Source organism: Shewanella sp. DNRA4, from assembly GCF_012843185.1.
Classification (GTDB): domain Bacteria; phylum Pseudomonadota; class Gammaproteobacteria; order Enterobacterales; family Shewanellaceae; genus Shewanella; species Shewanella xiamenensis.
The window spans coordinates 104,747-127,909 of sequence record NZ_JABAIP010000006.1 but is presented as its reverse complement, the minus strand read 5'-3'; the positions used below and the strand labels follow the sequence as shown (position 1 = coordinate 127,909).

At 45.3% G+C, this 23,163-nt stretch carries 12 protein-coding genes; 7 read left to right on the top strand and 5 right to left on the bottom strand.

Features of this window, described 5'->3' with window-relative positions; genetic code table 11:
• The first annotated feature begins 113 nt into the window (after positions 1–113).
• The 3 genes from HG547_RS08255 to HG547_RS08245 all read left to right on the top strand — a co-directional run bounded on the left by HG547_RS08255 (position 114) and on the right by HG547_RS08245 (position 9,257).
• Positions 114–4,586, top strand: coding sequence for an EAL domain-containing protein (locus HG547_RS08255; protein WP_169547579.1), 4,473 nt, complete (start codon positions 114–116; stop codon positions 4,584–4,586).
• 225 nt (positions 4,587–4,811) lie between these two features.
• Positions 4,812–7,025 carry a patatin-like phospholipase family protein gene (locus HG547_RS08250; protein ID WP_169547578.1) on the top strand — a complete coding sequence of 738 codons (2,214 nt, stop codon included), beginning with the start codon at positions 4,812–4,814 and terminating at the stop codon, positions 7,023–7,025.
• Positions 7,026–7,214: 189 nt separating this feature from the next.
• Positions 7,215–9,257, top strand: a complete 2,043-nt coding sequence (locus HG547_RS08245; RefSeq protein WP_169547577.1) for a M13-type metalloendopeptidase — start codon at positions 7,215–7,217, stop codon at positions 9,255–9,257.
• A 58-nt stretch (positions 9,258–9,315) separates the two neighbouring features.
• On the opposite strand, the gene HG547_RS08240 is transcribed toward HG547_RS08245, so the two are convergent.
• Together HG547_RS08240 and hxpB are read right to left on the bottom strand one after the other, a co-directional pair.
• Positions 9,316–9,642 (bottom strand): DUF2845 domain-containing protein, encoded by a 327-nt coding sequence (locus HG547_RS08240; RefSeq protein ID WP_169547576.1) that lies wholly within the window; start codon positions 9,640–9,642, stop codon positions 9,316–9,318.
• A gap of 52 nt (positions 9,643–9,694) precedes the next feature.
• Positions 9,695–10,348 carry a hexitol phosphatase HxpB gene (gene hxpB, locus HG547_RS08235; RefSeq protein ID WP_169547575.1) on the bottom strand — a complete coding sequence of 218 codons (654 nt, stop codon included), beginning with the start codon at positions 10,346–10,348 and terminating at the stop codon, positions 9,695–9,697.
• A gap of 421 nt (positions 10,349–10,769) precedes the next feature.
• Here hxpB and acnB point away from each other — a divergent pair, with 421 nt between their 5' ends.
• Positions 10,770–13,367 carry a bifunctional aconitate hydratase 2/2-methylisocitrate dehydratase gene (gene acnB / locus HG547_RS08230; RefSeq protein ID WP_169547574.1) on the top strand — a complete coding sequence of 866 codons (2,598 nt, stop codon included), beginning with the start codon at positions 10,770–10,772 and terminating at the stop codon, positions 13,365–13,367.
• 183 nt (positions 13,368–13,550) lie between these two features.
• Here acnB and rsd read toward each other — a convergent pair whose 3' ends face one another.
• The gene (gene rsd / locus HG547_RS08225; RefSeq protein ID WP_086023981.1) at positions 13,551–14,036 is read right to left on the bottom strand and encodes a sigma D regulator; all 486 of its coding nucleotides are present in this window, start codon (positions 14,034–14,036) and stop codon (positions 13,551–13,553) included.
• Positions 14,037–14,497: 461 nt separating this feature from the next.
• On the opposite strand from rsd, the gene hemE reads away from it, so the two are divergent.
• The 3 genes from hemE (at position 14,498) to HG547_RS08205 (ending at position 19,396) form a co-directional block, all read left to right on the top strand.
• Positions 14,498–15,562, top strand: a complete 1,065-nt coding sequence (gene hemE, locus HG547_RS08215; RefSeq protein ID WP_037413592.1) for a uroporphyrinogen decarboxylase — start codon at positions 14,498–14,500, stop codon at positions 15,560–15,562.
• 384 nt (positions 15,563–15,946) lie between these two features.
• Positions 15,947–18,517, top strand: coding sequence for a cyclic di-GMP phosphodiesterase PdeB (pdeB, locus tag HG547_RS08210; RefSeq protein WP_169547573.1), 2,571 nt, complete (start codon positions 15,947–15,949; stop codon positions 18,515–18,517).
• Positions 18,518–18,592: 75 nt separating this feature from the next.
• On the top strand, positions 18,593–19,396 hold the full coding sequence (locus HG547_RS08205) for an SDR family oxidoreductase (protein WP_055648707.1): 804 nt from the start codon (positions 18,593–18,595) through the stop codon (positions 19,394–19,396).
• Here the strand turns inward: HG547_RS08205 and HG547_RS08200 are convergent.
• Both HG547_RS08200 and HG547_RS08195 read right to left on the bottom strand, forming a co-directional pair.
• The gene (locus tag HG547_RS08200) at positions 19,393–19,614 is read right to left on the bottom strand and encodes a hypothetical protein (protein ID WP_037413589.1); all 222 of its coding nucleotides are present in this window, start codon (positions 19,612–19,614) and stop codon (positions 19,393–19,395) included. The genes HG547_RS08205 and HG547_RS08200 overlap by 4 nt on opposite strands.
• Positions 19,615–19,796: 182 nt before the next feature.
• The gene (locus tag HG547_RS08195; RefSeq protein WP_169547572.1) at positions 19,797–23,006 is read right to left on the bottom strand and encodes an ImpA family metalloprotease; all 3,210 of its coding nucleotides are present in this window, start codon (positions 23,004–23,006) and stop codon (positions 19,797–19,799) included.
• Between the last annotated feature and the right edge of the window lie 157 nt (positions 23,007–23,163).

Genomic DNA, 23,163 nt, shown 5'->3' with positions numbered 1-23,163 from the left:
TTTAGGGCGCTTTTTTATTGCCTAAGTAAAAATGTAAAGTTAATGTGAATGTGCGGGTGTATTCAGGCTGTTGAACTGCTACAGTAAAACTATGGTGTTAAGTAAGTCGTCAAATGAAAAAAATAATAATCCACTTCCTTTTGGCATCAATATTGGTTTTTTGTTCAGGTCTTCATTCGGCTTGGGCGGGTAGTTTTGTACAACGGGTGTTTTCCGACAGGGACGGACTTGAAGCGACCAGTATTCGCGCGCTCACACTCGATGACCATGGTTTTATATGGGCTGCAACCGAGCAAGGTTTATATCGGGTTAGTAATTCTAAAGTGAGGCGAATTGATAAAACGGGTTCTGAGTTACGCCTTGCAGATGAGTTTTTGACAACAGTTGTCAATATCGATCGCGATATGCTGTTAGTCAGTACCAATGCCGCAACCTATCTTTATGACATCGCAAAAAATCAATTTACCCAGATGGGGTCACCTAATTTATTCCCTCATTTCCCTGGTGGAGTGTTAATTTCTGCTGCTCGTAAAAATGCCCAAGAATGGCGCTTGTTGATTGATAACGGCCAGATTTACGACTTATCCCCCTCAACCTTGACCTTAACTTTAGTGAGTCAGTTACCCGTTAATCGCGATCTACCTTGGCGCAAGTTATTGAGCATGCCTGATGGTCAGTTTCTTGTTGCGGGTCAATTTCAATTGTTACTCCTCAACAGTGCCGGGGAAAAAGTCGTTGATTACCAATGGACTGAACCTATGGGCAGTATTCTGGATATGCTTGAGGATTCAAAACAGCGTATTTGGATTGCAACGAGTCGAGGGATTTACCGATTAGAACCAAAAACCTTACAGATTTTCCCTGTTCCTGAATTACCCGATTGGAGCACTGCTATGGCTGAAGGCCATAATGGTGAGATTTGGTTTTCGAGTCGGGCAGGTTTATTAAAGTGGTCTCCAGATACCCATCAGATTGAAAATTATCAACAAGAGCTTAAAACTCAAGCCAATATGGAAACATTAAAGGCGATATTGTTTGATAAATCAGGTTTGATGTGGGTTGGGGGCTCTGGAGATGGTTTAGCCTTACTGGCCTCGCAACCGGATTTCATTCTTGATACTTATACTGGCGAACCGCCACACCAATTATCTGACGCTATGGTGTGGTCGGTGTTTGCGAGTGATGAAGGATTATGGTTTGGGGCGTCAAATGTCAGCTTTGTCGGGCGAAACACTCAAAAAGCAATTACCGTAGATATTGAGGGATTAAAGCCGCACGAGAGTGTTTACGGGATCAGTCGCTTTATTGACCACTATTTATTAGTTTCGACCACGAGTGGTTTGTTTGTCGTGGATAAGTTGACCTTAAAAGGGATCAGTTTTGCCCAGTGGACGCACGGTGGTGAAGTATTTAAAAATAAACTCATCTATGGCACTTATGCCGATCCCAAACTCAAAGGACGGTTTTGGATTGCAACGGGTACGGGGCTGTATTTTTGGGAGCAAGGACTGTTTGAGCCGCAGCCATTTAACTTTGATGGGACAACTGGGGATTCGCCAGAGCTTAAGCGGCCGACCATTCGTACTTTATATCGAGCCTCTGACGGCAAGTTATGGATAGGTGGACGAAAAGTATTTGGTTATATCGACGAGCAAAATCTTTTTCGCGATCAAAGACAATTGTTTAGTGGCTTAAACTCTGTGCCCTCAATTAGCCATATTGAAGAAATATCTCCCGGTGTGATGTGGTTTGGCTCCTATGAAAGGGGCTTATTCGAATTAAATCTCCACGGCGGCAAACTGGTTTCGTTAAGTTCACAATGGCAAGTAAATTGTAGTTCAGTATTTTTTATCCAAAAAACAACCAATGCCAATGTCGTTGCCTGTGCTGATTCGCTAATTCGTCAAGATAGAGCGACAGGGCAAATCTCAATGTTTAACCAACTTGATGGCCTAATTTCTAATGAAATGAATGAAGGCGCCTATTTCTATTCTGCCGTTTCAGGTCTGTATATTGGTACTCCTGAAGGGGTGATGAACCTTGATGTGGACAAGATGGTCAACCGTATTGCCGATGATCATGTGATGTTGGAGTCGGTATCGGTTTATTACGACATCAATACCCAAGTCTCGTTGCTACCTAAACCGTTGATGGTGATTAAGCCTGACGCCAATATGGTAAGCCTGCAGATCACTAACCTCGATTACCTTGATGATTCGCCAATACAATTTAAATATCGACTCAGATATCAAGGGGAGGAAGATAACTACGTGTTGCTCCAAGGTGAGTCGCAGGTAAACCTCGCAGGCTTAGCGGCAGGAGAATATGTACTTGAGGTGTTAAGCCAAGTCAATGGAATCTGGTCAGATAAGCCCTTTACTTTTCCCTTCTATGTTGAGCAGCACTGGTGGCTGACTCAAGGGTTTAAAGGCCTATTATTATTAGTGTTTTCAATTATTGCACTGAGTTTAGCGTGGTATCGACAGCGTCAGGTTCGCACCTTTATGGCGATGAACCAAGCGCTAACCGAGAGTGATGATCGTCTCAGGCAATCGTTACGTGGCAGCGACTCTGATCTTTGGGAATGGCACAGGGATAGCCAATGTTTTTATCTCGATAACCGCGGTTATGTCTTGGGAAGTCATGCCAACGAAATTGTACTTACTCTTGAATCACTTCCCGTACATCCTTTGGATCGGGAAAAAGTACTGGTGCAATGGAATAGCATGCTTGCAGGAGAGGTTGATCGGTTTGAAGCCGAATATCGATATCATCGTCGCGATGGTAACTGGGGCTGGTTGAGAGTGCGTGGGCGTCCTGTGGCTCGTAATAAACAAACCCAAGTTATTGAGCGGGTAGCGGGGATTTATAGTGATATAACCTTGCAGCGACAGCTTGAAGATGAAGTCAGTCTTTTAGCTCAAGCGTTTGAAAATACATCAGAAGGTGTACTTATTTTAGACGTAGATGAAAATATTCGTGTTGCCAATCATGCCGCACAGCACATTATAGGCTCAGAACAACAGAGCTTAGTCGGCCTATCATTTTCGCAATTTGTGCAAATGAAGGACGGGTTGTCTACGGAAGTTGCCCAGTTACTTGGTCAGGATAGCTCATGGACGGGTGAGCGTGAGTTAGTCGGACAAAACGGCCTAGTGTATCCCGTATGGCTTAACGTGTCGGTGATGCAGTCATTAAATGAAAATGCCATTCACTATGTAGTGGTATTTTCAGATATCACTGAGCGGAAACGCACCGAGGCCGACCTCAGACGTCTGGCAAATTACGATGTATTAACAGGACTCCCTAACCGTTCGTTATTCGCCAATCGTTTGATGCAATCTATTCAAGCGGCTGAGCAAAGTGGTGAAAAGTTAGCATTGCTGTTTCTTGACCTAGATAGATTTAAGCATGTCAATGATTCCTATGGCCACAGTATGGGCGATGCACTCTTAGTTGAAGCATCTAATCGATTACAATCCTGTATCGGAAGTGACCATTTACTCTGCCGTTTTGGTGGCGATGAATTTGTTATTTTGCTGAAGAATGTTAAAGAGTTAAGTGATATTAACCACTTAGCAGAACAGTTGTTGGCACAAATCGTCGCGCCATTTAGGTTGTTTGGCCGCGAGTTTTATATTTCAACTAGCATTGGGATCAGTATTTGGCCCGATGATGCAATGCAGCCAGAAGCCTTCATAAAAAATGCGGATCTGGCCATGTATCATGCCAAGGAAGAAGGTCGTGGTAACTTCAAATATTATTCATCAGAGCGCAATGCCCAAGCGTTATACCATTTACGTTTGGAGGCTGATTTACGTAAAGCGATAGAGCGGCAAGAATTTGAACTGTATTATCAACCACAAATTGATATTTTGCAGGGGGATAAATTTATTGGCATGGAAGCACTCATTCGTTGGCGACATCCCGTCGATGGTTTTGTGCGACCCGATATTTTTATTAAAGTTGCCGAAGCTTGTGGTTTGGTTGTTGATATTGATCGCTGGGTTTTACGCCGCGCGTGTTCGGATGGGGCCAAATGGGCAATGCAAACCGCTGAGCCATTTAAATTGTCGGTCAATATTTCAGCTGTGCATTTCCGTCAACCAGACTTTATCGATGGCGTGAAGAAAATTCTCGATGCCACCCGTATGCCCGCTTCATCTTTATGCTTAGAAATTACCGAAGGGGTGTTAATGAAAGAGTTGCAGGTGGCTAAAGCCCACTTAATGCAGCTTGACGAGCTTGGCATTGAAGTCGCGATTGACGACTTTGGCACCGGATATTCCTCTTTAGCTTATTTACGCAATTTTGAGGTGAATACACTCAAAATTGACCGTTCATTTTTGATCGATATCGCCTCTAATTCTGCCGATCAGGCTATTGTGAGTAGTATTATTGAATTGGCTCGTAACTTAAAATTAACCGTAGTAGCAGAAGGGGTCGAAACCGTTGAGCAGTTAGAGCAGCTTTTTAGCCGTGGCTGTTATATTGTTCAGGGCTATTACTTTGCTAAACCAATGTCTGTCAGTGATTTTGAAAAATATCTTCAGTTACAGTCTCCGCTTGACTCATTGCAATCTTAATCTGCAATTTATGTGTGCTTAATTGCGCATTTTTAGCCTCGGCTCAAGTTGGGGTTTTATGTTGAATTATCTGTTTACAGCACTTGTGTTTAAACGTAAATGAAATAACGCGATCATTAATGGCAAATTTTCAACTCATCGGTTCAGATAAAATATGACTGATGGTTAAATAGATAAATTTGCTAATATTAACTCGAAATTTTTTATCCTATAAAAGTACTCATTATGATGCGCCGAATAGTAGCTTCTCTCTTTTTATGTGTGTTGCTGACTCCCTTATGTGCGGCTGAACGGCCAAAAATAGGATTAGTGTTAAGCGGTGGTGGTGCTAAAGGCGCCGCCCATGTTGGTGTACTTAAAATTTTAGAAGAACATCATATTCCTGTGGACTATATTGCAGGTACGAGTATCGGCGCTTATGTCGCGGGTATGTATGCCTTGGGATACAGTGCAAGTGAAGTCGAAACCATCATGATGGGGGTTGATTGGGATAGTGGTTATTCGGATACCATCCCTCGTAATGTATTGAGTTATCGAGATAAACAGTTACGAGATCGCTATAATATTCCGCTCAATATTGGTTATACCGAAGGCGAGGTGAAAGCGCCAAGTGGGGTATTGCGTGGGCAGACCATGTCGCAGTTATTACGACAGTCTACGGATTTAGTGGAGCAATTTGGTGATTTTGATGCTTTAGCTATTCCTTATCGTGCCGTGGCGACGGATTTAGAAACCAGTCTACCCGTAGTGCTTAACCATGGCAGTATTATCAAAGCAATGCAGGCTTCTGCTACGGTGCCAGGTGCATTACAACCTACGCAAATCGACGGTAAGTTACTGGTGGATGGTGGTATTGCCAACAATATGCCTGTGGACGTAGTGAAGGCGATGGGCGCTGATATTATCATTGCTGTGGATATTGGCTCACCACTGGTAAAAAAAGATAAGCTCGATAGCACTATTGCCGTATTAGATCAGTTGTCCAATTTCTTGACTAACGCCAGTACTGAAAAACAAAAGCAATTATTGACTGATAATGATGTGTTGATCCGTCCTGCGATCGATGCCCTAAGCACAACCGATTTTACCATCATGCCTTTAGCGTTAACCCTCGGCAAAGAAGCGGCGACCAGTCAGTTAGTTAAATTGCAAAAGATGAGCGTTAGCGAAGAACAATATGCCGCCTATGTTGAGAGTAAAAGGGCCAAGGGTAAGACTGTCATGGCGGATATCGCTCATCCTATCAAGGAAATTGTGTTTGATAACCACTCAAAAGTTAGCCTTAATTTATTAAAAGAAACCCTAGAACTTAAACCTGGTCAGAATATTACTAAAGATGAATTGAACGAGGCGATAAAACGTATCTATTCCTTAAATAAATTTGAACGTGTTGACGCCGAATTTGTGGAGGGTAAAGAAGGGCGTGTACTTACGGTAACCACGCGCGCTAAATCATGGGGACCTAATTATTTCCAACTAGGCTTTAATTGGGAGGACGATTTTAGCTCTGATTCAGCCATCAGCTTTGATATGGCTTATACCATGACAGACTTAACCTTTAATGGCGGAGAGTGGCGAAACGAAGTTAAGCTTGGATTCGAGAAGCTATTTGCGACTGAGTTTTATCAGCCCTTGAATCGGGATCAAGAGTTTTATAGTCGAGCTCGTTATCAATACGATATCCATAATTGGGACTTATACGATAACAATAATCGTGCGCTAACCTTTGATAAGAAAACCCACACCGTCGAATTAGGTATTGGTTACAACTATGTGCTGCAAGGCGTTGTCGAGTTGGGGCTAGTGGCGGAAAAAGGTGTCATTATTAATGATGCTTGGCTACTTCAGGATTTTGATTTTAATTCCTATGGTGCCTATTTCAGGATGGGGTATGACAGCTTAGACAGTATTAGTTTTCCGACATCGGGCAATCGTGTCAGCTTAAACGTTTATGTTCGTAAAGAGAATTTTGACGATGTCATCGATAATCAGAACGACTATAGCGTGCAGATAGAGGCCGACTGGAAAGGGGCGCTGAGCGTTGGTAATCATGCGTTTGTGGGTAAAGCGTCGCTTGCGACAAATAATAATGATGGCCTCAATACCTTGCACTTGTCTGATTTAGGCGGTTTCTTAAATCTTTCTGGTTATCACAAGGACTCGTTGAATGGAGCTCATAAACTCTTTGGTGCCTTTATTTATCAGTATGATTTAGGGCGTGATGCCTTAGGTATGCGAGATTACCCTCTGTACTTAGGCTTAAGTTTAGAGGCAGGTAATGTGTGGTTTGAACGATCAGAAGTATCGCTTACTGATCTTATTTATGCATCGAGTCTGTACATCGGCACTGATACCACAATGGGACCTGCGGCGATTGGTTTTGGTATTACCGATATGGGTGATAAGTCAGTTTATTTATTTATTGGTAAAGCGTTTTAATGATAAGGCTATAACTAGGGCGTGTTGACGTTTCGAGATTAGATTTTGTTCATTCTGTCTTTTAATAAGGTGGGATGAATCGATAAGTGTCATAACCTTTTACAAAATCTTACTACAGCCAAACCAGTCTAAATGCTAAGGTTTTGCAGGAAAAAATAACAACACTCTCAACGGAAGCTGGGGAAAACAATGAAGAAGATAAGCACACTGGCGCTGGGTATTGCCTTGAGCCTAGGTTTAGCCGCTTGCAGCAGCGAGCCTAAAACTGAAGTCGCCGCGGTTTCTGGCATTGAATTACAAAACTTTGATGCCTCAGTTCGCCATCAAGATGATTTTTACTACAGTGTTAACGGTAAATGGTTAGCCAACACACCCATTCCAGCTGATAAATCCAACTACGGTGCATTTTCTGTGCTGTACGATCAAAGCCAAGATGCATTGAAAAAGATCATCGATGCAGCGGCCGCCAAAAAGAATGCTGCCCCTGGCTCCAATGAGCAAAAAATTGGCGACTTTAACGCCAGCTTTATGAATACCGATTTGCTCGAAACCTTAGGTGTAACCCCATTAAATCCATTACTGGCGGACATCTCAGCAGTAAAAAGTCACAGTGAATTACCCGCGGTGATGGGGAAATTACTCACCAGCGGCTCAGGTATTCCCTTTGGTTTCTACGTTAATAACGACGCGAAAAATTCTACCCAATATGCAGTGTATTTAAGCCAGTCGGGCTTAACCTTGCCAGACCGCGATTACTACTTAAAAGATGACGCTAAGTTTGCTGCAACCCGCGAAGCGATGGCGAAGTATGTGACTGATATTCTTACCGAAGCAGGCTACAAGAATGCCAAACGTGCGGCGAAAAACGTGGCCGATATTGAGATGATGATCGCTAAGAGCCAGTGGAGCCGTGTTGAATCTCGCGATGCTAACAAGTCTTACAACAAGCTGAGCCGTGCTGAGCTGCAAAAGCTGACCGGCAAGTTTGACATCAATGCCTTTGCGGCTAGCGCAGGCCTTGGCGATAAAGTGACTGAAGTCATCGTGCGTCAGCCATCATACTTAGAAAAGTTAGGCGCTAATTTTGATGCCTTCCCCGTTTCAGCTTGGCAGGATTACTTAACGTTCCACTTAGTGGATAGCTATGCTGAGCTGTTAAGCAAAAACTTCGTTGACCTTAACTTTGCCTTTAAAGGCAAAACCTTAATGGGTATTGAAGAACAACAACCACGTTGGAAAAAGGCGGTAGATGGCGCCGACCAAGTGATTGGTGAGTTAGTCGGTGAGGAGTACGTTAAGCAATACTTCAAACCAGAAGCAAAAGCCCGCATGGAAACCATGATCAAAAACTTGATCAAAGCTTTTGAAGTCAGCATCAACGAACTTGAGTGGATGACGCCTGAAACGAAAGTCGCGGCTCAAGAAAAATTGTCTAAGTTTACCTACAAGATTGGTTATCCAGATAAATGGAAAGACTACTCTGCACTAGAGATCAAGCCTGATGAGTTGGTGGGCAACTATATGCGTTATGCCAACTTCGAATATCAAGACATGATCAACAAGTTAGGTAAGCCAATCGATCGTACCGAGTGGCATATGACACCACAAACGGTGAACGCTTATTACAGCCCTGTTGGCAATGAAATCGTATTCCCAGCAGCGATTCTGCAACCGCCATTTTTCAATATGGAAGCCGATGATGCGGTCAACTACGGCGGTATCGGTGCGGTTATTGGCCACGAAATCAGCCATGGTTTCGACGACCAAGGCGCTAAGTACGATGGCGACGGTAACCTGCGTGACTGGTGGTCGGATAAAGACCGTGAAGAGTTCCAAAAACGCGGTAAGCAACTGTCGGCGCAGTATTCTGGCTACGAAGCATTACCCGGTAAGTTTGTGAACGGTGATTTAACCTTAGGCGAAAACATCGGTGACTTAGGCGGGTTAACCGTAGCGGCGCGTGCCTATGCGATGAGCTTAAACGGTAAACCTGCACCAGTGCTTGATGGCTTAACGGGTGAGCAGCGTTTCTTCGTCGGTTGGTCACAAGTGTGGCGCCGCAACTACCGTGATGAAGAGTTAGGTCGTCGTTTACTGACGGATCCGCATTCACCTAGCCACTACCGCGCGATGGGGACGCCGCGCAATATTGAAGCTTTCTATAAAGCCTTTGAGCTGAAAGAGAGCGACAAGATGTATTTAAAACCAGAAGAGCGCGTAAAAATCTGGTAATCCATAGGATGAAAACGAAAAAGCCAGACATCTGTCTGGCTTTTTACTTGGGTTAGGATTAATGCCCATATCCTAAGGTTTCAATTTTTTCGATTTTTTGATCGGTTGCATAAACCCGCCGCATCAATCGTGTCAGGCCAAAATCATAGGTCCACTCAGCATATTCTATCGGCAACTTGCTTGGATCAATCACGATATCACCCGCGGAGTTTCGATAAGTGGCGGGTTGGCTGTATTCTTTGGCTTCGTTTGGCGGTCCGCACTTTTCTAACACAGCGTCTAAGGGATCGCCTACGTTGATGACGAATTGCTTACAGCGCATAGAATCTGTCGCTAAGGCTGGCAAACTCGCCGCCCACAGTATTAACAACACATAATACTTCATCGGTGTATCCTAGCAGTGATTAACCTTTCTCAAATTGATTCGGTGACTTTATTTAGAACACCTTATCAAGCTCCAATAAACTCTCTAATTGATGATGGGCTATGATCCATTTTGCTTCACCGCGTTGTTCTGGCGCAGGAATCGCAACGGTTTGCATATTGGCGGCGCGGGCAGCGATCAGACCATTAAAAGAGTCTTCAATCGCGAGGCAATATCGCGGGTCAACCCCTAAGGCCGCTGCGCAATTTAAGTAAACCTCTGGATGGGGTTTGCCATAGGTGAGCGCTTCAGCAGATTCTACCGCCATAAATTGGCCCTTAAGCTTAAGCCTTGCTAGCACTGCATCAATCAACGCTGTTGGTGAAGAGGTGGCTAAGCCTACCTTTAAGCCTTTTGCCTGGCAGTATGCCATTGCTTGTTGAACGCCAGACATCGGCTCACCGGTTTGCCGAATTTCTTCAGCAACTTTGTCAACAATGGCGTTGCTGACCTTGGCATTATCGTAATCGGCCCAAGGCGCTTTGTGATACCAATAATCGACACATTGATCGATACGTAACCCCGTGGTTTGTTGAATCGTTTCAATAGTGACGGGTACGCCAAGTGCCGATAACACTTCATATTCAACCCTTTGCCAAAGGGGTTCTGAATCAATTAACACGCCATCCATATCAAAAATAACGGCTTGAATACTGAGGGATGTCATTACTACTCCAAAGGACGGGAAATGGGTCATTCGAGCTTGAGTGTAAGTTTAAGCCCGTCATCTTCAAAGCCTAAACACACAAAGTTGAGAAATATTTTTGGTGGAAAGGAATTGATGTCCAAAAAAATAATCGTTCGATTTTAAATTGATTAACTTATGTTAACTATTTGTAGATTATGGTTTTTTATCTGTTTTCAAACTATTGTCTAATTTCCATTGTTTTATTGTTGCCGTAAGTTGAGTTGCACCTCCGGATTTAGCCCTTATTTCGTCTTTTGCCGAGTGTGACCTGATTCATACTTTTGCAAAGCTGTAGTATACTGCTGGCCGGAAATACGGGTCGATCATGTCGGACTGTCAGCTTCAATTGAGAAGACGTGCAGTTTCGTTGTTAGAGCGCCAAACAAAGAGGAATGTTGCCGTGCTAGAAGCATATCGTAAACACGTCGCAGAACGTGCTGCAGAGGGCGTAGTCCCTAAGCCATTAGATGCACATCAAGTGGCTGAACTGGTTAAATTGGTTCAAAATCCCCCCGCTGGTGAAGAAGCTGTTATTCTTGACCTGCTCGAAAATCGAATTCCCCCCGGTGTTGACGAAGCCGCCTATGTTAAAGCCGCTTTCTTAGATGCGGTTGCTAAAGGCACTGCAACTTCACCCATACTATCTGCCGAACGTGCGACTGAGTTATTAGGCACTATGCAAGGTGGCTATAACATCGAGCCGCTGATCGCTCAGTTAGATAACTCCGCTCTGGCGCCTTTAGCTGCTAAAGCCTTATCTCACACTTTGCTGATGTTTGACTCTTTCCACGATGTGGTTGAGAAAATGGAAGCGGGTAACGTCTATGCAAAACAAGTGGTTGAAGCGTGGGCAAATGCAGATTGGTACTTAAGCCGTCCAAAATTAGCGGACAAAGTCACCCTGACCGTATTCAAAGTCTCTGGTGAAACCAACACCGACGATCTGTCACCAGCACCCGATGCTTGGTCACGTCCAGATATCCCATTGCACGCCTTAGCGATGCTGAAAAACGCGCGTGATGGTATCGAGCCAGATGTACCTGGCAGCGTAGGTCCAATCAAGAAATTAGAAGAACTGAAAACCAAAGGTTTCCCATTAGTTTACGTGGGTGACGTTGTAGGTACTGGTTCATCACGTAAATCTGCGACTAACTCAGTACTGTGGTTCATGGGCGATGATATCCCATTCGTACCTAACAAACGTGCTGGTGGTTTCTGCTTAGGTGGCAAAATTGCGCCGATTTTCTTCAACACTATGGAAGATGCGGGCGCACTACCAATCGAACTCGACGTCAGCAAAATGGAAATGGGCGATGTGATCGACATTTACCCATACGCTGGTGTTGTTAAGCGTCATGGCTCAGATGAAGTGATTTCTGAGTTCAGCCTGAAAACCGACGTACTGTTAGACGAAGTGCGTGCAGGTGGTCGTATTCCACTGATCATCGGTCGTGGTTTAACTGACAAAGCACGTGCAGTATTAGGTTTACCAGCCTCTGACGTATTCGTACGTCCTCAAGACATCGCTGATAATGGCAAAGGTTATACCCTTGCACAGAAGATGGTCGGTAAAGCCTGTGGCGTTGCTGGCGTGCGCCCAGGCCAATACTGCGAACCTAAGATGACTTCTGTAGGTTCACAGGACACTACCGGTCCTATGACCCGTGACGAGCTGAAAGACTTAGCCTGTTTAGGCTTCAGTGCTGATTTGACTATGCAGTCATTCTGCCACACTGCCGCTTATCCAAAACCGGTTGACGTTAACACTCACCACACGCTGCCAGACTTCATTATGAACCGTGGTGGTGTGTCGTTGCGCCCTGGTGACGGTGTTATTCACTCATGGTTAAACCGTATGTTATTACCAGACACAGTTGGTACTGGTGGTGACTCACATACGCGTTTCCCAATCGGTATTTCATTCCCAGCGGGTTCTGGTCTTGTTGCCTTCGCTGCTGCGACCGGTGTGATGCCTCTGGATATGCCAGAATCAGTATTAGTACGCTTCAAAGGTAAGATGCAACCTGGTATCACCCTACGTGATCTAGTACATGCTATCCCATTAAAAGCGATTGAAATGGGTCTGCTGACTGTTGAGAAGAAAGGTAAGATCAACATCTTCTCTGGTCGCGTACTGGAAATCGAAGGCTTAGAAACCCTGAAAGTGGAACAGGCATTCGAACTGTCTGACGCCTCAGCAGAACGCTCTGCAGCGGGTTGTACTATCAAGTTAGACAAAGAGCCAATCATCGAGTACCTGAACTCGAACATCATTATGCTGAAGTGGATGATCGCTGAAGGTTACGGTGACCGTCGCACGATAGAGCGTCGTATCAAAGGCATGGAAGAGTGGTTAGCGAATCCTGAGCTGATGAGTGCTGACAAGGATGCTGAGTACGCAGCAGTGATCGAAATCGATCTGAACGAGATCAAAGAGCCAATCCTGTGTGCGCCAAACGATCCAGACGATGCCGTGTTACTGTCATCTGTTGCGCAAACTAAGATTGACGAAGTGTTCGTGGGTTCTTGTATGACTAACATCGGTCACTTCCGTGCGACCGGTAAGATGTTAGACAAGTTCGCTAAGACGCTACCAACACGTCTGTGGATTGCACCACCGACTAAAATGGACAAAGACCAACTGACCGAGGAAGGCTACTACGGTATTTTCGGCCGCGTTGGTGCGCGTATCGAGATCCCAGGTTGTTCACTGTGTATGGGTAACCAAGCACGAGTGGCTGAAGGTGCAACTGTAGTATCGACTTCTACCCGTAACTTCCCGAACCGTTTAGGTACAGGTGCTAACGTATACTTAGCGTCTGCGGAATTAGCGGCAGTGGCAGCACTGTTAGGTCGCCTGCCTACGGTTGAAGAATACCAAGAATACGCGAAAGAGTTAGACGCAACTGCAGCTGACACTTACCGTTACTTGAACTTCGATCAAATCGATTCTTACACTAAGAAAGCATCACAAGTGATCTTTCAATCAGCTGTATAATCGATTGATATGATAATGAAAAAGCCAGCGAAAGCTGGCTTTTTTGTTTCTATTGAATGCTTTGCTGTACTGTTAATGCGCAAACAATCACATAGCAACTTAACGAAAGATAGAGGATAAATTGATTATTTATCGGTCAGGTATCTCTTTAGCGCAGTGTTCAGCGTGGCTTATCATGCCGTATTAAGCTTGCTGGGCGTGCTCTGAGTATTTGCTGTGCAGCACTTCGAGGAGTTTATCCTCTAACTCGAAACGCGTTTCCATGGTATGCGCCAGTTCGGAGAGATCTTTATCGAGCTGATACATCACTTGATCGTCCTGCGTTTCAGCATACTTATCGTTAAAGTCTAGCGCTGCGTTGGTCGTTGGGGTGATTTTAGGCAAAACCTGTTGAATAGCCGCTTTGCAAGGGGCGCCAAATTTTTCGCAGGCGTTAATCACTTGGTCATACACTTCGAAATGACCTTCAGAAACGTAATCCACTAATAAATCACAAAATGACTTTACGTTCTCAAAAGAGGGAAGCGATTTTTCCGCATTAGTGTAGGGCGGCAGCCCAGCAATTTGGCAATAATGCACCAAGAGTTTGCGACGATTTTCTAGCCATTGATCTATAAGCTTATTTGAACCGCCCCACTTTTGTTCTGCTTTTTCGAGTTCTCTCAGCATGATGCATTCCATTTAAGTGCTAGGACATAACTCTAATGTAGGGGAGAAATAGCTCTTCGATCAACCCTTTTTATCGGGATTTGCGATAATTGGTAAATGGACAAACCAGCTGTTTTGTATAAAAAAATGTGGAAATAAAAAGCCCAACGATAGAAACCTATCGTTGGGCGAGTAATGTATATAGCAGGCTCGATGCGACGAGCTTCTTGATTGTTCTTGCTAGCGCAGACTTTTTATACCAAAGGCGGGGAACTGGTGCAACTTTTTTCTGTCTGACTGTGACTTTGAGTTCGATTAATAAACAGTATGTTATCTGGCTAGCATTTTGAGGATAACTGCTTAAATGGACAGCAATGATGGGGAATAGCTCACATAAATTATCTCATATTGGTTACATTATTCGCGTAAATGCTAAACTACCGACCCAGCGGATCTCAATAAAAGTCTAGGAATCAAGCCAAATGGCAGAATTAAAGAATGATCGTTATTTACGCGCCCTATTAAAACAGCCTGTCGATATGACTCCGGTTTGGATGATGCGTCAAGCAGGCCGCTACCTTCCTGAATATAAAGCGACTCGCGCTCAAGCGGGTGATTTCATGTCTTTATGTAAAAACCATGAATTGGCCTGTGAAGTGACACTACAACCGCTGCGTCGTTATGAGCTGGATGCGGCGATTCTGTTTTCCGACATTTTGACTGTTCCCGATGCAATGGGATTAGGTCTGTATTTTGAGGCGGGTGAAGGCCCACGTTTTGAGCGCCCAACAGATACTATCGATGCCATCAAAAAATTATCAATCCCTGATCCAGAAGATGAGCTGGGTTATGTGATGAAGGCCGTTAGCACGATTCGTCGTGAACTGAATGGCCAAGTGCCATTAATCGGCTTCTCTGGTTCGCCTTGGACTCTAGCCACTTACATGGTTGAAGGCGGTTCGAGCAAAACCTTCGAAAAAATTAAGAAAATGGCCTACGCCGAGCCTGCTGCATTGCATATGTTGCTTGATAAGCTTGCAGATTCAGTGACCTTATATTTAAACGCACAGGTGGCTAATGGTGCGCAATCTTTAATGATTTTCGACTCTTGGGGCGGCGCGTTATCGCACACTGCTTACCGTGAGTTCTCACTGCGTTATATGCAGAAAATTGTTGATGGCTTAACTCGCTTTGCTGATGGCCGCCAAGTGCCAGTGACCTTATTCACTAAGGGCGGTGGTTTATGGTTAGAAGCGATGGCTGAAACGGGCTGTGATGCTTTAGGTTTAGACTGGACTGTCGATATTGCTGACGCCCGTCGCCGTGTTGGTCATAAAGTTGCTCTGCAAGGCAACATGGATCCATCCATGTTATATGCACCAATCCCACGTATCGAAGAAGAAGTGGCTCAAATTCTGGCTGGCTACGGTGAAGGTACAGGCCATGTGTTTAATTTAGGCCATGGTATTCACCAGCATGTGGACCCAGAGCATGCAGGTGCCTTTATTAAGGCGGTTCACGCTCAATCTAAGCAGTACCATAAATAAGCTGCACTAAATAACAAACGGACCTGAGGGTCCGTTTTTTATGGCGTTTATTACAGCGTCAGAAACTTCCACTTGGGTGTTGTTAATTGGGTATTAACTTGTGGTTTAGCGAGTGCATTAATTAATCGCGTGCTTTATAGCGTATGTCTCCGCGGTGTTAGTGCATTGGAGCTCGGTTACCATCTAACTTTTTAAAACTTTTTATCGAATAGCTGCGTTAAATCAAAGGCGTTTAAAGCAATTAAATGCATGCTATTGCCTACTTTAGCAACGGATAAAGCAAAGTGATATTTAATACTATTTGCAAATGAGATATGTTGCATGGCGCTATAAGGGACTAAATAAAGCCGTTTGTTAATTTAATTACGTAAGCCGTGGTAAAAGATGCGCATAGGCAACAAAATATTGGTATTTATTGCAGGGTTCTGTTTACCAGCCGTTGTGCTTGTCTCCTATTGCCTCGGGGTTTGGTTTGACCATAGGGTCGAATTGTTACGTCAGGATAATGTACAGCGCGAGCTAGCGAATATTCAGCAGCAGTTCCGCATCGATGTCGATCGGTTAGGGTTTCTCACTAATATTTATGCCTCCCCATTAGCTCATCTCGATAGCGAGCAGTTAAAATCCCTCGAGTCTTCGTGGCTTGAGAGCTCCATGTCTGCCAATTTAAGTTGGTTTATTCTGCGAGATGGAAATTTGCAGAGTGTTTTTCAAAATGAGCAATCAATAGCTGATGTGAATCGGCAGGAAATCGCCAAGGCGATAACGACGCAGGCTAAGCCTGAGTTTGCCAGCGCCTATTTAATTGGCGATAAAGGATATGTCGTCACTGCGGTCGCTTCACATTTGGGTGAGTATGTGCTGTTAGTGCGGCAACTTACTGAGCGCGATCTACTGGAATACGCCCAAACCTCCCTTGTCGCGCGGATCAGCATGTCTAATGCTGTAACAACACATAATACCTTACATCCAAGTTCGGTTGCGCTGCCGAGTCTCATTAGTCAACAACCAATCTATCTTCAGGTTGAATTTTCTGATGATCCTTTTCGAGATGTAAAGCTTAGTCTCGACTGGGTGTCGCTTGCGGTGATATTGCTGGGGGTATTCATTGTCGCCTTGGGTTATGTTTGGTTGCGTTCAGGCCTGTTACAGCCCCTTAATAGCTTGATGCAGCAATTAGCGCTCGTTGATCCTATGGCGAGTGTATATCGGCCTGTGACCAGCGAGGGTAATGAAGAGTTATCTGTATTGGCGAATCGCGTAAACAGCTTACTCGCGAGGATTTATCAGCAGAAAGAGCGCGGTAAAATAACCTTAGAGTCGATTGCTGAAGCCGTTATCTTGACCGACATCGATGCAAACGTCATTTACATGAATCCAAAGGCTGAAACACTGCTTGATGTGGCCAGTTGTGATGCCGTTGGTGAGAGTCTTGCTAGCTTATTAAAGGCTGGAGAGCAGTTAAATCAAGCGGTATTTCACTGTATTCGCCTTGGCGAAACGACACCTCAAGTCGCTAAAATCAAACTGCTAACCACAACGCCACGGATTATTGAACGTAGCATTAGTAATGTGCTTAATCATGAAAAAGAGATTGTCGGTACTGTAGTGGTACTGCGGGATATCACCCAAGAAGAACGCCTTAAGCACCAGCTACAAAAACGTGCAAACTTTGACGGTATTACCGGGTTACTTAATCGCCAAGCGTTTGAAGAACAACTGCCCGAGTTCGCCGGTCAAACGAGGAGCCTTGCGGTATGTTATTTGGATTTAGAGCAGTTTAAGTTGATCAATGATAGTTGTGGCCATACTGCAGGTGATCGCATGCTGGCCATGGTCGCTAAGGCAATCCAATCATGTCTTGGGCCTCAGGAGTTATTCGCTCGCTTAGGTGGGGATGAGTTCGGACTGGTGATCTGCGATCGCTCGGCGTTAGCCGTTGTGCAGTTGCTAAAACACATTATTACCCAGGTATCGTTGCAAGTGTTACACGATAAAAATTGCAACTACAAAGTCGGCTTAAGTATTGGTGTTGCCTTTGGGCGTGCGCCCTATATCAATGCGCAGGAATTACTCAAGGATGCGGATATCGCTTGTATTGCCGCTAAAGCTAAGGGCGCCAATCAAATCCATATTTATGATGATAAAGATAAAGAACTGACCTACCAGCGTAATGCGCCTAAATGGGCGATGCGTATTGCCCAAGCAATTGAGGAAAATGAACTCTTGCTCTACTACCAGCCCATCCGAGGATTAGGTGCGAGTTCTAAACGCCAACGGATGGAGATTTTGCTCAGGATCCAAGAGCCTTGTGGTCGCATTTTGGCGCCTGCCCAGTTTATTGCTGCCGCGGAGCGTTTTAAGTTGATGCCTGAAATTGATAAAGAAGTGATACGTAAAGCCTTTTTATGGCTGTCGCTAAATTCGCAGCTTTGGCCGGATCACTGCATTTCAATCAACCTTTCGGGCAATAGTCTCGGCGCCGAAGGCATGGTGGAATATATTGCTAAGCAGCAGCAGATTTTTGATATTCCTAGCCAATGCGTTTGCTTTGAAATAACCGAAACGACTGCGATTCAAAACCGTCACCGCGGCATGGAAATGCTCAGGCAATTGCGCAAACTCGGTTTTTCCTTTGCATTGGATGATTTTGGCAGTGGCTTTGCTTCCTACGGCTATTTACGCGAACTGCCCGTGGACTACGTCAAAATCGACGGCTGCTTTGTTAAAAACCTTGCCGTCAATGCCAAGGACTATGCCATCGTGAAATCTATTCAAGACGTTTGCCGAGTAATGGGAATTGAGACGGTTGCCGAATTTGTAGAAAACCAAGAGATTATCGAGAGATTACAAGCGATTGGTATCAACTATGCTCAAGGTTATGCGATAGGACGGCCGCAACCTCTAGCAAGTTATTGTGAGCAGTTTGAGATGAGCTTAGCGCAACGCGCATAGGGGATTGCGCTTTTTAGGTGATTATGCCAATTTACCCTTAACCAAAGTTAACATATTAGTAACAAGGATATGGTTATGGATGGACTGACGGGTAAAGTGGTTATTATTACAGGGGCTTCTGAAGGTATTGGTCGTGCGCTGGCGATTGCCATGGCGCGGGTAGGATGCCAACTTGTATTGAGTGCTCGCAATGAAACGCGTCTTGCCTCACTTGCCCTCGAAATTGCTAACTATGGTCCTACTCCCTTTGTTTTTGCCGCTGATGTTAGCAGTGCCTCCCAGTGTGAAGACTTAATTCAAGCCACGATTGCCCATTATGGCCGTCTCGATATTTTGGTTAATAATGCGGGCATGACGATGTGGTCGCGTTTTGATGAGTTAACCCAACTAGCGGTTCTTGAAGATATCATGCGCGTTAATTACTTAGGCCCTGCCTATTTGACCCATGCCGCCTTACCCTATTTAAAGTCGAGCCAAGGTCAGGTAGTGGTGGTGGCTTCGGTGGCTGGGTTAACAGGCGTACCGACTCGTAGTGGTTATGCGGCGTCTAAGCATGCAGTTATCGGTTTTTTTGATTCGCTGCGGATTGAGCTTGCTGACGATAATGTGGCCGTGACGGTGATTTGCCCTGATTTTGTCGTCTCGCAAATCCATAAGCGAGCCTTAGATGGTGCGGGTAAGCCACTCGGTAAATCGCCAATGCAGGAAGCTAAAATTATTTCCGCAGAGCAATGTGCCGACATGATGCTACCCGTGATAGCAACCCGAGGCCGGCAGCTTATCACTTCTCTTCGCGGCCGGCTCGGGCGTTGGCTTAAGCTGATTGCACCGGGCTTAATCGATAAAATAGCCCGTAAAGCAATTGCCTCAGGCCATTAGCTTTTATTGAGGTGTTTAACGATGGCTTGTTCAGCTTCATTTTGGGTTGCCTTATCACCATCAGCTTGGATGTTGGCTGTTGCCTTATGGCCTGTGAGATCCTCGGCAATATGAAGCCAGTCAGGATGCCAGTAAAAATTCTGTCCCGACAGTGTTTGCCAATTATGCACGCCGGACTTTTCGCCTTGATAAATAATGTCTTTGATTGAATAACCCATAGAAAACCCCTGATTTATTATTGGATATCATTATAGAGGTCAAATAGTGCGCTATCCACTTCGCAACTTGTGTGCGTTAGATCACGCTTTTAGGCAAAAATAAACCTCGCATTTGCGAGGTTTATTTTTTATTGCACTTAATTTTCAGTGTCTTAACGTCTAGTGTTTTAACGTCTAGGGTATTAAGGTTTCGCGCATTGGTTAGGTGAGCCTGTGCCTTTCCAAAGTGTGCTGCTATCGCTCAGTGACAGTGGGATAAAGGTTAAGCCTTGGCTCATATTAGCGGGTGGTAAATCAGTTTCGAGCTCATACATACCCATTGGTACCGTGCCAAGGGTGGCGTTTGCTGTGACTTGCATGGCTGCAAGACTAGAGTAACGCAGTCCTAGCATATCGAAATGGCTGCGCCAATCTTTGCCTGTGAGTTTGCTTAAGGAAACCAACATAAAGTCATTGCCAGGAATATCTCTGACCGTTTTACCACCGTAGACGCTATGGCCATCGAAGGGGAACAAGTCAAAACCGAGTTTATTGCGGTTTGCCTCCCAATCGCTGGCGTTATTAGCGTATTTACCGAAAATACGGCTGTGCTGATACAGCAAGGTAAAGAGATTAAAGCCATTACTTAAGGTTGTGCCATCACTTAGCGTCATGCCATGGGCCTTGAGGGCCATTTGGATATAAAACCCCATGCGATAGCCATTATGTACCGCATAATCATTACTTGCCCAAGGTGCGGTATATCGGTCTTCGCCGATATCTAACACTTTACAGTTAGCGCCAAAGACTACACGTTTGCCACTGGTATCCTTAGTGCCTATGGCATCGGACATAAACACATAAAAGAGATCTTTGTGATTCATATGACCATCATTGATGGTGTTGGTATTACCATCACGCAAATAATGGGTCTTCCATAGCACCACATAGGGGAAGATATTGTTGGAGTTTTCTCCTGCACGGCTGCCATAACCTGTCCAATTATCGCTATTGGCGACAGTGGCATATTGCACATTGAGGCGGTTGGTTTGCAGATTATGGCCAAGTTCATGGTTATCTCCCCAACCCGTGGGTGAAATATTCCAGGCGGCATCCCAAGGATTGCCACTGCAACCCGATCCACATTGGGCATTCTGGTCATAGTTAGCGTGTTGGATGATGCTGCGGGTATGCAGACTGGCATCGGTGCAATCGGCGCCAAACTGCGCCTGACAGCTTGATAGCACCTCGGCGGGTAACGACTCACTTAAGCTTTTACCTTGGATCTTAAGTCCTGCTAAGGTGTAAACACTATTGATATGGTCCTCGACGATGCTTTTGAGCAAGGCGGTAACATCGGGGATCTTACCGCCAATGGCATTCATAAAACGGTCGCGGCGTAAATGCTGTTCAGCGCCATCGGTGCGCAGATCCACATGGGGCAGCTCAGTGTTTTGAATTTTGTCATTGAAGGCTGTGATTTCAGCAGGATTAGAAAAATCCATGATGCTCGGGTGCTTAGCCACATTTTTTGCTTGCACATCGACACTGAGCGCGCCTTCGCCGCCACTGATATAGAAATAAATCGGGCCGCCATAGGGGGTTGAAAACTCGATGCTTTGCCCTTTGGCGAGCTTAAGGCGCTGCTGCGCTAACTCAAGCGGCGCGCGATAAACCTTTTGTTCAAAGGCGCGGTTGGTATTGCGTCTATGATAATTGAGCTTAATTTCGACGTTGGCATTGGTGCTATCCAAACGACTGAGCGTGATGGTTTGTCCCGGTAAGGCGTACCAGCCTGAGCTGGTCCATTGACCCGTATAAGGTACGCTAATGGTTTTGCGCTCTGATACTGTGGCCGGATAAGCGTAGTGAGCATTAGTGCCTTTACTTAGATTGGCTCTGTCGGTGACATATTCCCCTAAATCGGCTTGGGCAAGGTTATGGGCGCGGGCGTAGCTCACTGTCCAATCGGCAAATAGTGCTTGCTGCCATTGGGTGAACTCGCTGTAGGCGATGGGATAATCAATTTCACTACGGTATTTATCGGCGAGCAGTAAACCGGCCTTTATCAGTGGGAAGTTAGTGCGACTAAACACATCAATGCCATTGATATCTAAGGTTTCAGCGCTGCTGCGATACCAGTCGGCACCCGCTTTAAAGGTCTCAACAAAGGCGCTGCTATTACAGCTTAAGTAATTGCCTGTGCAGTCATTTAATACCTGCGTGTCAAAGCGCTGCTCCCGCAGATTTGCCAGTAGTTTTTTAACATCTTCAAGAGCTTTATCTTCAGCCAGAATGCTACTTACACTCAGATTGTCGGCGTTGAGTTTCGACCAATAGTTGCCCGCAGTCGATAGCCCCATTTCAAGGTAAAGGGGAGAGAGCATTGGGCTCTGTTCGCGTCGATAATTTGAGAGTAGCAGGGGAATACCCGCAGCCTTGGCTTTGGCAATCGCCGCTTGAATGCCCGCGTAACCTAGGTTGTCGCGGTCAATATCGCTGATAACGATTAAATCGGGTTTTAAGGTATCGATACAGCTGGCGAGGGCGCTGTAGTCGCAGCTATTGGCGGTATTGATACTGTGAGCATCGGGATAGTACTTGCTTAGCCAAGTGCGGATCCCTTCGTTATGGGGGAAATACCAACTGTCGGCACGGCTCGGCATTTGGGCCGTGACTATGCTGAGTCCATCCTGTTGATCGCCACCTTTAGTCAGCCATGAGATGAGATTTTTCAACAGTATATCTGTCTGCGCAGAAGTGTTGACGCTAAATAAGTTGCCGCCCATAGCGGCATAACGTTGTCCCTGTTGCTCGCCCGCCATCACTAGGCCGCGAACAGCACTGGCACCACTGCCATCCACATTTGATGGCAGTAGGGTAAAAGTGTTTTCCGGCATAAAGCTCGAAAAGGTAATGGAGTCGTGGGTCGGATGCCAGCTAATGCTGCTACCTACACCTTGATAGAGCTGGGTGATTTGCGTTTTACGCACGGTATCAATTCTGGCCAGTTCAGCAGTGCTGAAGTCAATCAGCTCAATAGCGCTGGCAAGGGTATGATCTTGATGCCGAATGGCATTTTCAGCATTGCTGATAAAGGCTGGAGTAATCGTGCAATCCGCCGACATCTCCGCTGTGGTATAAGTTAACTCGGCTAATGAACCGCCACAGCCACTAATATTTTCTAGTACAAAGCCTGCGTCCGCTTGAACACTAAAGCTGGCTCTTTTGCCCGAATCGACTTTTTGGCTTGCGGGAGTGAGTTTGCCGCCCGATACCTGACTTGCACTGGCGGTATATTGGGTGATAGTCGGTGGCTGAACGGGTGGTGTGGTGGTGCTCGCATCCTCAGAGCCGCCCCCGCAACCGCCAATCAGTAAGGCGATGGCGGTAGATATAAGTCTAATCTCCATAGGGAGTCCTTATTATTTTTGGAATTAACAATTATGCAGCATTGTAGCGGAATAATACGGGCTAAAGTAGATAATATCTTAATAAAATTTATATAAATCATTACCTTAAATTTGACGATCGTCAAATTTAAGGCATAAAAATACCGGCATTACGCCG